The sequence below is a fragment of the Mesorhizobium sp. M1338 genome, from assembly GCF_040318045.1.
Classification (GTDB): domain Bacteria; phylum Pseudomonadota; class Alphaproteobacteria; order Rhizobiales; family Rhizobiaceae; genus Mesorhizobium.
Map to the genome: position 1 here is coordinate 1 of NZ_JAMYLL010000085.1, position 12396 is coordinate 12396.

Sequence of the window (12396 nt, forward strand, 5' to 3'; positions counted from 1 at the left end):
CGACGGCGAGCGCGATCAAAAAGAGCCTCATGTGTCAAGAAACTTTGCGCCTCCAGCCGAATATTAGCAATCCCTTGATGAAGCCCGGGACCGCTCCAGACCCATTCCCTTTGGCGCAGAGAATTGGCATTGGGGATCTGACCGCCACGGTGCGACGGCGGGTCGATGAGGACTTCGTAAGCATCTCGATTCCCCCCTATAATTTTCCGCATTCGATCATCGATCATTCAAAGGTGAAGCGCGGGCAGGAGATCGAGCTGACCGGCGTGGCCACGCGCATCGATGATCAACATCGACAAGGTGCGGCTGGTCGAGAAATACCGGGCTCCGACACGTAAGAGGCGGCAGCGAGAATTGGTGTATTAGCCTTGCCGTAGAGAGCCCGCGCCACGGAGGAGAGGGGGTGATGGCGCGGGCCTGCCGATGTTTGCCCACCAGCCTTACGCCGGAGCCAAGCTGCGGCATCCGAAGCATTAATTCAACTATTCGAGACCACTAATGTTCCGTCAGCATTGACTGCGCCGGACCTGTGCCGTTCCGCTGATGAACGGCGCATCCTTGCCGGTGATGTGTCCTTCATCGTCTTCAACAGGTTGTTCTGGTGGCTGCAATTACGAAGTCGCCCATTTGCCGCGCCAACAATACCGCGTGGCTGAAAGGCGGCGGCGGCCTCATTTTGAGGCCAGACCCGGACGCAAATGCGTGCGCACGGCCACATCTTCAACGGTCAACAACGCCTAAACGTCGAGCAAAACCGTTCCTTGTGGGCGGCTGCAACATGCCAGGACATAGCCGGCCGACTTCTCTTCAGCGTTCAGTCCGCCTAGGTCGTCCATCACAACTTCGCCGGATAGTTTGGCTATTCGGCACGTTCCGCAAACGCCCTGCTGGCAAGCGGTCGGGATGTAGATGCCACAATTCCGTGCCGCCTCCAGCAAGGTCTCTCCGGGCGTGCATTGATACTCCACGCCCGAGCGGGCGAAACGGACCGACGACGGAACCGCTGAACCCATTTCCGAACGCGAACCGTTGCTGCCTCCGAAACTCTCCTCGTGGTACTGGGCCGGCGGGAAGCCAATTGCGTCAAGGCAGGTGCGTGCCGTCTTCATGTACCCTTCGGGCCCACAGGCAAAAACGGTGCGCTTGTGGAGATCGGGAACCAGGCTCAGCAGCATCCGACCACCAATTCGGCCAGTTGAACCCGTCCAAGTGGGACCTCCCTGACTGCAAACCAAAGTCACTTGAACGTTGGGAAAGCGAGCAGCAAGTGCGTCCAGTTCCGATCGGAAGACGATGTCGCCTGGCGTTCTCGCACTGTGAATGAAGCGGATCTCCCTGTCATCCGCGCGATCGGTAAGTGCACGCAGCATGGACATGACCGGAGTCACGCCGCTACCGCCCGAAAGGAAAACGGGTTTCTGAGCCGGCAACTCATCAAGATTAAACGAACCGAGCGGCCCTTCGATCTCGATCTCGCTGCCTGGCCTCACATTGTCATGGAGCCAGTTGGAAGCAAGCCCGCCCGGCGTTCGTTTCACCGTGATCTGAAGATCAAGCGGTCGTGTCGGCGGTGATGATACAGAGTAGGAGCGCGTGATCGCGGCACCGTTAATCCTGAGATGCACGAGGACATACTGGCCGGCGCTGAAGCAGAACAGCCGATCCGCGGCAGACGTGAGAACGAATGTTTTCACATCGTGCGTCTCGTCGATTACGCGACGGCAGAGCACAACATCTCGCGTCTTTTGTGCCCATTGGCGCTGACGCAAGGTGGGCACGATATCGGAGGCTTGGACGGAAGCGTATGCGTTCATTGTTCGGCTCGGCTTTGCGATCGAGCGAACATGCCAGTTCTTAGCCCATAAAACAGCAGTATTAACCCAACGTTATGATCGCTAATTTCGATTAAACTTCCAGCGACATAACCGCGAGATGGAGAGCTCGGATGCCTTTGCGAATGATCGGTTCGTGTTTGCGACGTGCCAGTATCGCCGTGTGAACTGGCTGGTGCAGCGTCGGCGCTCCTTCGACGAGGAACGATGGAAGCTCGGCGGTGAACCGGCGCGCATCATCGCTACGCATGTAGCAAGTGCCGCCCGTTCGCCGGAGCATGATCTCCGCCAGCGTTTCCGATCCGGTCGAAAGTCGACAGATCGCCAATTGAGCCAGCAGCTCCGCGTGCGTTTTCTCCAGCAGAACGGTGTAGCCTGGGCGGATGTAGGTGTCAGGATCAACATCCGACAGCGTTCTGGCCGCAGTCGAAACCATTACATATTCTTCGACCATCAGGTGCTCGTAGGCGATTTCGGGCAAGTAGCGAGGGGCATAGAGCACCGCGATGTCCAGGTTTCCCATGCTCAAGTCGCTGACCATCTGGTTCGAGTAATCCGACTCGATATGAATCGAGGACTTCGGAAGTACCTGGCACAGTGTCTCGACCCACCCGGGTAGGACTGAGCGGGTCATGCCCACTTGGGCGGCAACGCGCAAGGTGCCTTCGAAACGGTTGAACGCGCGTACGTCGTGGCGAGCTTGCGACCAGGTCGAGAGCAGAGACCTGGCGTAAGCTTCGAACCGGCGTCCCGCGGCAGTCGGCTCTGCCCCGGCGCGTCCACGCTGGAACAGTTCGGACCCAATTGCGCTCTCCAGGTTCTTGATGCGAGTGCTGATCGTCGATTGGGTCAAGCCCAACCGATCCGCGGTCCGATTGAAATTTCTTGACTCGACGATGTCGAGAAAGGTTTCGATGTAATCAAGCTGCATTGAACCCCCGATCGAAAAACTCGATCATATTCGCACGTTTCATAAGCTTGATCAAACGAAACCCAAGGCGGAAGCTGCACCAGTCAGCGACCCGGCAGCATCGCCGGGACGAGGCTATGGAGCGGAACAAAGTGTTTATAATCGACTGCGATTGTCATAATTACTGGTCAAGCGCCACGGTATTGCAGCCCTACCTTTCCGGCCTCTGGAAGGACATGTTCGTCGAAGGCGAGAAGACAGGTCCCGTTGGGGCCTTCCCGCACGGCCATCGTCCCTGGTTTCATCCGCAGGATTTCTCCCGCAAGGACGTCCGTCCGAAAACCGAAACCGATAACTATCTCATCATGAAAGAGAAGCACCTCGACAAGTACAAGATCGACGTGGCGATCCTGACGGGTGACGAGCCGATCGAGGCGTCAACCCTCGCCAACCCCTATTATGCCAGCGCCTTGGTCAGCGCCTACAATGACTACCAGATCGATCAGTGGCTGCCGAAGGACGACCGTTTCATGGGCTCGATCATCATCGCGCCACAAGATCCAAAGCTCGCCGCCGCCGAGATACGTCGCCTTGGCAATCACCCGCGCATGGTCCAGGTGCTCGCCTCCCAAGGATCCGTAAAGCCGTATGGCGACCCGTTCTACCACCCGATTTACGAAGCCTGCGCTGAAGTAGGGTTGCCCTTCGCCATACATCTGGGCGGCCATGGCGGAGTGAATTCAACTGCCATCGCTCCTGCCCCAACGACATTCTTCTGGGAGACCCACGCTATCCTGCACATGTCGGCAATGTCGCACGTGGCAAGCATGATCGCGCATGGCGTCTTCGAGAAATGGCCGGACCTCTATTTCGTGATTATCGAGTGCGGCGTCGCTTGGGTCCCATCGGTACTCTGGCGCCTGGACGCCGACTACAAAGCGCTGCGCAAGGAGACGCCATGGCTGAAGATGCTGCCATCGGAATATTGCCGGCGCAACATCCGCTTTTCCACGCAGCCGCTGGAACAGCCCGCAAACATCCAGCATCTGTGGTCCACGCTCGAGGCGATGGACGGCGAAAACACGCTGATGTTTGCGTCGGACTATCCCCACTGGGATTACGACGACGCAAACACGCTGCAGATCCCTCCTGCCTGGAAGAGCAAGATCATGGGACTGAATGCGCTGGAGGTCTACAAACGCATCCCGCGTGCGCAAGCCGCGAATGCCGCCTGAGGAACGATGTGATGCCCGAAAAGACCTACATCTGCCGCGTCGACGAAATCGAAACCGGGTCTCCCTTTATCGCCAAGATCCGCAGCTTTTCGGTTGGCGTTTTCCGCATTGGAGAGTCGTTCCACGCGCTACTGAATGTTTGTCCGCACCGCGGCGCTCCACTTTGCGAGGGACCGCAGTGTGGAACGACCGCGCCCGTCGAACAGGCGCAATTTATCTATCATCGCGAAAACGAGATCGTCCGATGCGCCTGGCACGGCTGGGAATTTGACATCAAGTCAGGTGAGGCCTTGGTCGATCCGACCGTTCGGGCTCGCACATTTCCAGTCACCGTCGAGGCCGGCGGCGTCTATGTGACGGCCTGATTGGCGCAAAACCGATTGGGATTGGAAAAATTCGAAGGAAAGGTGGCCGCAGCCAACCAGCAGATTTGTTCGCAGGTGCTTTGACGAGAAATAACGCGGAGAACTCCGCAATGGGAGAGTCAAATGTCAGAATCTGAATACAAGCTTGGTATCGCTCGAAGCCTGATCGGTGGCGGCGATGTTTCCCGCCGCGACTTCATTCATCTCGGGCTGGCCGCGGGCCTGACCGTCGCCGCCGCCGACAAGCTGTTCGTCGCCACGGCGCGGGCCGAACCGATGCAGGGCGGCTTCGCCAAGCTCGGCATGGCTCACGGCGCGACGACGGATTCGATCGATCCGGCCGGCTACCCCGATACGTTCACACAAACAGCATTTTCCGGCTCGCTGTCCAACAGCCTCACTGAGGTCGACGCCAAAGGCAATGTCCAACCGGACCTCGCCGAGAGCTTCGAATCTTCGGATGGGGCCAAAACCTGGGCCTTCAAGCTGCGCAAAGCCGCAACGTTCCACAACGGCAAGACTGTGACGGCGGATGACGTCGTGACCTCATTGCAATATCACATGGGCAAGGACACCAAATCGGCGGCGAAGTCGCTGTTGGAGTCCGTCGCCGAGATCAAGGCGGACGGCCCTGAAACGGTGATCTTCACGCTCAAGAGCGGCAATGCCGATTTCCCTTACATTATGAGTGACTACCATCTGGTCATCATGCCAGCCAAGGACGGCAAGGCGGATTGGGCCTCAGGCGTTCGCACGGGCGCTTTCGTACTCGAGAACTTCCAGCCCGGCGTTTCGGCCAAACTCAAGCGCAATCCGAACTACTTCAAGAACGGCAAACCCTACCTCGACGAGGTGGAGTTCATCGCCATTACAGATCTTGCCGCTCGCATGGCGGCGCTGTCTACGGGGGAGGTGGACTATATCGGCCGCGCCGACTTGAAGACCCTCGGCATGCTGAAACGTAATCCCAAGGTGGAAATCGTCGAAGTCACTGGCTACGGTCACTATACCTTGCCGATGAATGTCACGATGGCGCCGTTTGATAATCCGGACGTGCGAATGGCATTGAAATGGGCGATCAATCGTCAGGAGATCGTCGACAAGATCTTTCTCGGCCACGCCACCGTGGCCAACGACAACCCGATCGCGCCAGCGATCAAGTTCGCCAAGGATCCGCAACCGCAGCACAGCTTTGATCCGGAAAAAGCCAAGCACTACCTGAAAAAGGCCGGAATGGAGAACCTGAAAGTGGATCTCTCGGTCGCCGATGCCGCTTTTGCAGGCGCGGTGGACGCGGCTTCGCTCATTCGCGAGACGGCAGCCCAATGTGGCATCGACGTCAATGTCGTGCGTGAGGCCGAGGACGCCTACTGGGACAATGTCTGGCTCAAGAAACCCTGGTGCGCTTCCTATTGGAGCGGTCGAGCGACGGCCGACTGGATGTTCACCCAAGCCTTCGCCGCCGACTCCAGCTGGAATGAGTCGTTCTGGAAAAATCCCCACTTCAACGAATTGCTTGTCCAGGCGCGGGCCGAGACGGACGAGGCCAAACGAGCGGCGATGTATGCGGAGATGCAGCAGTTAACCCACGATGATGGCGGCAGCATCGTGCTGGTCTTCAACAATTTCGTCAGCGCTCAATCCAAAAAGCTCGCACACGGCGAAGTGGCGCCCAATTGGGAGAACGATGGACTGAAAATGGCCGAACGCTGGTGGATCGCCACTGCATGAGATGGCGGGCCGGAGCCGCGTTGACTGTGAGGCTCCGGTTGGCTTCCCTGGCTGTTGCAAGGGCTGCCGCCCAAAAAGGAAACGCACGCCCATGAACCCTGTCGCAAGAACGGTTCTGCAGCGGCTTGGGCTCGGCCTGATCACTTTGTTCATCGTGTCCATCATTATCTTCTCTGCGATCGCGATGCTCCCCGGCGACTTCGCCAAGGCCACGCTCGGGCAATCGGCGACATCCGAAACGGTCGCCGCGTTCCAGCGAGAAATCGGCATCGATCGTCCACCTGTCGAGCGCTATTTTGTCTGGGTCGCGCAGATGCTCCACGGTGACTTCGGCTCCTCGTTTGCGAGCCGCACCGGATACCGGCGTACCGTGGCCGAGATCATCGCGCCACGCCTATACAATACGATGTTCCTTGCAGCGGTGACTGCGCTGATCGCAGTCCCGCTGGCCCTGGGGCTTGGCATTCTCGCCGCGCTGTACCGCAACGGCTGGTTCGACCGGCTGGTGAATGTTGTGACGCTGACAACCATCTCGTTCCCGGAGTTTTTCGTCGCCTATATGCTGGCCTACCTGGTCATCTCGCGCGACACGTTCATCGGATCCGATTTCGCTCAATCGATGCCGCATTGGCTCGCAGTCTCACTGAGCTGGGCACTCAACGCGGTTCCCAAATTTCCGACGCTGTCGAATGTGAACGACCAGACGCCGTTTTGGGAGCATGTCTGGAAAGTGGCCCTGCCGGCAATCACCCTTACGCTCGTGATCGTGGCCCACATGATGCGCATGACCCGAGCGGCCATCATCAACATGCTGGCAAGCCCCTACATCGATATGGCGCGCCTCAAGGGAATGTCCCCGATGGTGATCGTGCTGAGGCATGCCCTGCCCAATGCCTGGGCTCCCATCGTCACCGTGGTGGCGTTCAATCTGGCGTATCTCATCGTCGGAGTGGTCGTGGTCGAGGTCGTGTTCGTCTATCCCGGCATCGGTCAGTTGATGGTTGATGCGGTGAAATCCAGGGATGTTCCGGTCGTCCAGGCCTGCGCCTTGATTTTCGCCGCGACCTATATCCTGCTCAACCTGATAGCTGACATCATTTCCATCGCCACCAACCCCAGGCTCTTGCATCCACGATGACCAGCTTCGAACCTATCGCGGCGATTCAAAGGCTGAGGCGTTCGCGTGCCACCCGAGCGAAAACGGCGCTGAAGAGGGCACCCTTCAGCGCATGGTTCGGTATCGTCGTGATCTTCGGGTACGTTTTTGTTGCGGTCCTCGCGCACTGGATAGCGCCATACGGCGAGACTCAGGTCTTCAGCGAAGCCTTCGCGCCGTGGAGCCAGGAGTTCAAATTGGGAACCGATCAGCTCGGCCGCGACATGCTCACCCGCTTGATCTACGGTGCGCGCAACACCATCGCTATTGCAGTCGCGACCACGTTGCTGTCCTTCGCGGTTGGCGTCTCGCTCGGTCTTCTTGCCGCGTTGTACAGGGGATGGCTCGACCAGATATTGTCGCGTGCGGTGGACGTGTTGATGTCGATCCCAAGTCTGATCTTCGCGCTGGTGCTGCTGTCGATCTTCGGCTCGTCGATCACCAGCCTGATTGTGATCATTGCCCTTCTTGATTCCACCCGTGTCTTTCGGCTTTCTCGCGCCGTCGGGCTTAACGTGGCCGTGATGGAATATGTGGAGGTGGCGCGATTGCGCGGCGAAGGCGCGAGGTGGATCATCGCCAAGGAAATCCTTCCCAATGTAATGCCGCCGCTGGTCGCAGAGTTCGGCTTGCGATTTTGCTTCGTATTCCTCACCATCGCGGCGCTGTCGTTTCTCGGCGTCGGTATTCAGCCGCCGACGGCCGATTGGGGTTCAATGGTGCGCGAGAACGCAACCCTGATCACTTACGGCGATGTCACGCCGCTGCTTCCGGCCGGCGCGATCGCTCTCCTTACGGTGTCCGTCAATTTCGTTGTGGACTGGTTCCTGCACGCAACAAGCGGATTGCGGGATGAAAAGTAGCGGTCCAGGCTCGCGCGAAAAAGGAAAGGATCTACTGCAGATCCGCAATCTGCATGTGGAGGGGTTCTCGGACGAGCGGTGGCATCCCATCGTCCGTGGGATTGATCTGACGCTAAAGCGGGGCGAGGTTCTTGGCCTGATCGGCGAGTCAGGCGCCGGCAAGTCCACCATTGGCCTTGCCGCAATGGGTTATGCCAAGCCGGGCTGCCGGATCACACAAGGCTCGATCCTGTTCGACGGGATTGATCTTCTGGCAGTCAGTGAAACAGGGCGCCGTCGCCTCAGGGGCTCCCGCATCGCCTATGTCGCGCAAAGCGCGGCGGCCTCTTTCAACCCGGCCCACCGGCTGTTGGAACAAACCGTCGAAACTGCGGTGGCGCATGGAATTGCCAGCCGGGAAGAGGCAAACCGGAGCGCCGTCGATCTTTATCGACGTCTTCAGCTCCCAGACCCGGAGACCATAGGCTTTCGCTATCCTCATCAGGTCTCCGGCGGGCAGTTGCAAAGAGCAATGACCGCAATGGCTATGGCTTGTCGGCCGGATCTCATAGTGTTCGACGAGCCAACGACCGCGCTCGATGTGACGACGCAGGTCGAAGTTCTTGCCTCCATTCGCAACATCGTGGAGGAATTCAATACGGCCGCAATCTACGTGACGCATGACCTGGCGGTGGTGGCGCAAATGGCGGACCGCATTATGGTTCTGCGCCACGGGCTCACTGTGGAGGAGGCTGAAACACGCCAGATGCTCGCTTCGCCTGCCCAGGAATACACCAAAACGCTCTGGGCTGTGCGCAAGCTCGCGAAGCGCGAAGTTCCGGCCGACGAGTATCTTCTGACGATAGACCACGTTACCGCGGCCTATGCCCGAACCGTCAAAGTGCTCCAGGATGTCTCCATCAAAGTTCCACGCGAAAGAACGGTGGCTGTGGTCGGCGAGTCCGGCTCCGGGAAGTCGACCCTCGCTCGGGTCATCACCGGCCTCCTGCCATCGCTTTCGGGGTCGATCTCTTTTGCCGGCCAGCCCCTTTCGAAGAGCTTGAAGATGCGCCCGAAGGAGGTCCTGCGCCGCATACAGATGATTTATCAAACGCCCGACAACGCGCTAAATCCGCGCCAGACGGTCGAAGACATCATAGCGCGACCGCTTGAATTCTACCTCGGCCTTAGCGGCGCGCAGCGGGATCGCCGGATCGGCGAACTCATGCATATGGTCGAGATGAGCGAAGCTTACCTGGACCGACTGCCGGCCGAATTGTCGGGTGGCCAAAAACAGCGCGTTTGCATTGCCCGGGCGCTTGCGGCCGATCCGGATTTCATCATCTGCGACGAAATTACGTCCGCGCTCGACCAGATCGTGCAGGAGGAAATCCTAAAGCTCCTCATGCGCCTGCAAAGTGACTTCGGCATGAGCTACCTCTTCATCACTCACGACATTGCCACCGTACGGGCGATAGCCGACGAAATTGTCGTCATGCACCAGGGGAAAGTCGTTGAGCAGGGTTTGAAGAGTGAAGTTCTTACGCCGCCGCATCCGGCTTACACCGAACGGCTCTTGTCATCCGTACCGGAAATGGATCCGGACTGGCTCACAACGCTGCTGGCCAGTCGGAAAATCTGATAGGGATAGGTGGACAGGAAGAGAACCCCGTCCACCAGGCACCTGCCATCCGTCCACGTGCTTTGAAGGGCATGATCGTGCTCTTGGCTGTCCAGGCATTGTCGCCCGACAAACGGAGCCCACCAGTTCACCGTCTCCTCGCTCGGAAGCTGACGACGCGGTATTGGCCCACGCAAGACAGCAGTTTCTGTTTGCCTAAGAGAGGCGACGCGAACCTCCGCTCTGAGGCGCGAAAGATACGACGCGGTTCCTGTGATGTCTGCTTTTTGGAAGCGGCTGCTATTATCGCAATGAGGAGATGGAGGCGCGAAGCAGACATTCAGGGTCTGACCGTCTACGCGCCCGGTCCTATCATGCCTTTCACATCGTCGAGCGGAAAAGAGCCTGCATGTGTTCTGGCAGGTCGAGTTCGCCGCGTGCCTCGATCTCCAAAAAATATCGCCTGGAGATGCGGCTGCTGATGGCGGTCGGCCTCATGCCCAATGTTGTTCGCCATGGCTGGCTCGCGCTGAGCTGGACCGTTTGGGAAGGGGAGATGTGCGATTCCAGGCGGTGGAAATCGACAGGACCTATGTTGCCGAAGACTAGGGGCAGGGGCCGCTATCCTTCTCTGCCATAGCTGGACGTTGACCGAAAAACACATTGCGGCGAGTCTTGTGCGACAGGGGCCGTTTCCCCCGCCGCAACAAACCTCATATCCTTTTCTCGCGGCCGGGCCGCTTCAGTGTGCTCGCGTATGTGTGAATCCTCGCTGTATGGGCAAGCACCTCGGCCTTGCTTGGCCCGCGAACTATGACTGACCAGTCGGTCGACGACGGACGGGTATCCATCCCAAATGAACGAGACAATGGCGGCTTCGACTGGTCACACCAGACCGCCGAACTCATTGCGATGCTGCCGGAAATCCAGAGCCGGGGAGTTGCGACGACCGCTGAGGTCGATATTGAAACTTTGGGACAGCGCATGCAGGGCGAAATTGAGGCCGGGTAGCGTGATCGTGAGCCGCTCGGAAGTGGACCCCTGGTCAACCGCCTCGAGCTAGCCATCACAAGACTGGAGCGACAGATAGTCCGTACCAATCCTTTCCTGGGTCTGGGCGGCTGCCGCGGAGGAAAGACTCCGGCGCGTGTCCGCTCTGGCGCGACCGAGCCGGCCCGCTCCATCGGCTCGAATTTTCGCCAATGGTTGCCAACGTCCCGATCGGGGGTGGCAAGTAGCCGTTCGGGTCACCTGCCAGACGAGCATGTTGCGCCAGCCGCGTTGGCAGGAGCGCCAATGTCGTTGGGCGCTCATAAGGAGCCGTCCCTGGCCGTTCATCGATCTTGGCTGAACAACGCTCGGCGATGGTATTATAATCTGTCGTTTCGACCGGTGGTTGAACCTTTCGACACAGATCTTTCTTTACGGAATCAATTTCCGCCTTTGTATCCGGTCGAGCCAACGAAGTCGGCTCATGGCATCGCATCGCATGGGAATTTAGTCGCTGCTGTAGCGGCTTGAAATCACCCCGTTTGGGCGCAAAGATCATCGCGATTTTCTGGCTCGGACTGTTGTGATCACGTCGTCGGCTCGGATTAAGTGAGACTGGGTGCAGCTCTTTGAGACGTTGGCCGATGTGCCGAAATCACCCCCTTCACATCGTGGAAACGGGCTTTTTGGTCGTCTTGCTGCCTTCAATCCCCGTCGATCAGCCGCCGAACCCCTTCTTTTGGAGCACAATAGATCGCTGATCAAAAATGAACTGAACTTTTTAGCCATTCGTTCACATATGGGTGCTTTCTAATCTACGTCATGGCCTTCAATTGCTTCACCCGGATTCGACTTATAGCGGACGGTATATGCCGGGGCACCGGCGCAAATGTTGCCACGATCTTCGCCCTGACCTTGCCGATCGTTGTCGGCTCCGCCGGCTTCGGTGTCGAGACCTCGTATTGGTACTACAACAGCCTGAGATTGCAGGCGATGGCCGATGCCGCCGCCTATGCCGGCGCGCTCGAACAGATCTCAGGTTCCGACCAGCCGAGCATCGTCGCAGCCGCGACCCAGTCGGCCGCTACGAATGGGCTGGGCTCGGGCACGATCGTCATCAACACGCCGCCGGCGTCGGGACCGAACACGGCGAAGAAAGCGGTCGAGGTGATCGTCCGCCAGAACCTCGACCGGATGTTTACCTTGATCTTCACGCAGAGCCAGGTTCCCGAACAGGCGCGGGCGGTGGCCCTCATCACCGATGCCTCGAAGGCCTGCCTAACCGCACTCGATCCGACCGCCCCGCAGGCTGTACAGTTTTCCGGCAATACCAGCGTGAAGTTCACACACTGCGTCATCATGTCCAATTCGAACGCCCCGGACGCCATCAATCTTCAGGGCTCGGCGCACCTCCAGGTCGATTGCCTGATATCGGCGGGCGGCGTCTCTCTCAGCAATCCCGTTACCACCGTCTGCGCGGCCCCTATCACCCAGGCACTGCCTGCCGCCGATCCATTTGCCGACCTGCCAACGCCTGCGGCCAGCAATCCGTGCAAGAATGTTAACGGTAACAAAACGACGCAGACAATCCAGCCCGGGACCTACTGCGGTGGCATGAACCTCAATGGCAATGTCACGCTTTCGCCCGGCGTCTATATCGTCCAGGGCAACTTCAAGATAAACGCCAACGCGGCCATTACCGGCAGCGGAGTGA

General features: G+C 58.7%; 10 protein-coding genes and 1 pseudogene. 9 read left to right on the forward strand and 2 right to left on the reverse strand.

What is annotated here, in order from left to right:
* A pseudogene (locus NKH19_RS31935) lies at positions 1-338 on the forward strand (hypothetical protein); the annotation flags it as partial.
* A gap of 399 nt (positions 339-737) precedes the next feature.
* Here NKH19_RS31935 and NKH19_RS31940 read toward each other — a convergent pair.
* Together NKH19_RS31940 and NKH19_RS31945 are read right to left on the reverse strand one after the other, a co-directional pair.
* Positions 738-1814, reverse strand: a complete 1077-nt coding sequence (locus tag NKH19_RS31940; protein ID WP_352870820.1) for an FAD-binding oxidoreductase — start codon at positions 1812-1814, stop codon at positions 738-740.
* A 91-nt stretch (positions 1815-1905) separates the two neighbouring features.
* Positions 1906-2763 carry a LysR family transcriptional regulator gene (locus tag NKH19_RS31945; RefSeq protein ID WP_352870821.1) on the reverse strand — a complete coding sequence of 286 codons (858 nt, stop codon included), beginning with the start codon at positions 2761-2763 and terminating at the stop codon, positions 1906-1908.
* Between the two features lie 131 nt (positions 2764-2894).
* Here NKH19_RS31945 and NKH19_RS31950 point away from each other — a divergent pair, with 131 nt between their 5' ends.
* The 8 genes from NKH19_RS31950 to NKH19_RS31985 all read left to right on the forward strand — a co-directional run.
* Positions 2895-3977 (forward strand): amidohydrolase family protein, encoded by a 1083-nt coding sequence (locus tag NKH19_RS31950; RefSeq protein WP_352870822.1) that lies wholly within the window; start codon positions 2895-2897, stop codon positions 3975-3977.
* 11 nt (positions 3978-3988) lie between these two features.
* Complete coding sequence (locus NKH19_RS31955; RefSeq protein WP_352870823.1) at positions 3989-4342, forward strand: Rieske (2Fe-2S) protein; 354 nt, start codon at positions 3989-3991, stop codon at positions 4340-4342.
* Positions 4343-4465: 123 nt separating this feature from the next.
* A complete protein-coding gene (locus NKH19_RS31960) occupies positions 4466-6073 on the forward strand; it encodes an ABC transporter substrate-binding protein (protein WP_352870824.1) in 1608 nt (535 codons plus the stop codon).
* A 91-nt stretch (positions 6074-6164) separates the two neighbouring features.
* Entirely contained in the window at positions 6165-7211 is a 1047-nt protein-coding gene (locus NKH19_RS31965) for an ABC transporter permease (RefSeq protein WP_352870825.1), read from the forward strand.
* Complete coding sequence (locus NKH19_RS31970; protein ID WP_352870826.1) at positions 7208-8092, forward strand: ABC transporter permease; 885 nt, start codon at positions 7208-7210, stop codon at positions 8090-8092. Before NKH19_RS31965 ends, NKH19_RS31970 begins: the two co-directional genes overlap by 4 nt.
* Complete coding sequence (locus NKH19_RS31975) at positions 8082-9713, forward strand: ABC transporter ATP-binding protein (protein WP_352983704.1); 1632 nt, start codon at positions 8082-8084, stop codon at positions 9711-9713. Before NKH19_RS31970 ends, NKH19_RS31975 begins: the two co-directional genes overlap by 11 nt.
* A 792-nt stretch (positions 9714-10505) precedes the next feature.
* A complete protein-coding gene (locus NKH19_RS31980; protein WP_352870828.1) occupies positions 10506-10703 on the forward strand; it encodes a hypothetical protein in 198 nt (65 codons plus the stop codon).
* Positions 10704-11504: 801 nt separating this feature from the next.
* A partial coding sequence (locus NKH19_RS31985; protein ID WP_352983707.1) for a pilus assembly protein TadG-related protein occupies positions 11505-12396 on the forward strand: 892 nt, incomplete at its 3' end.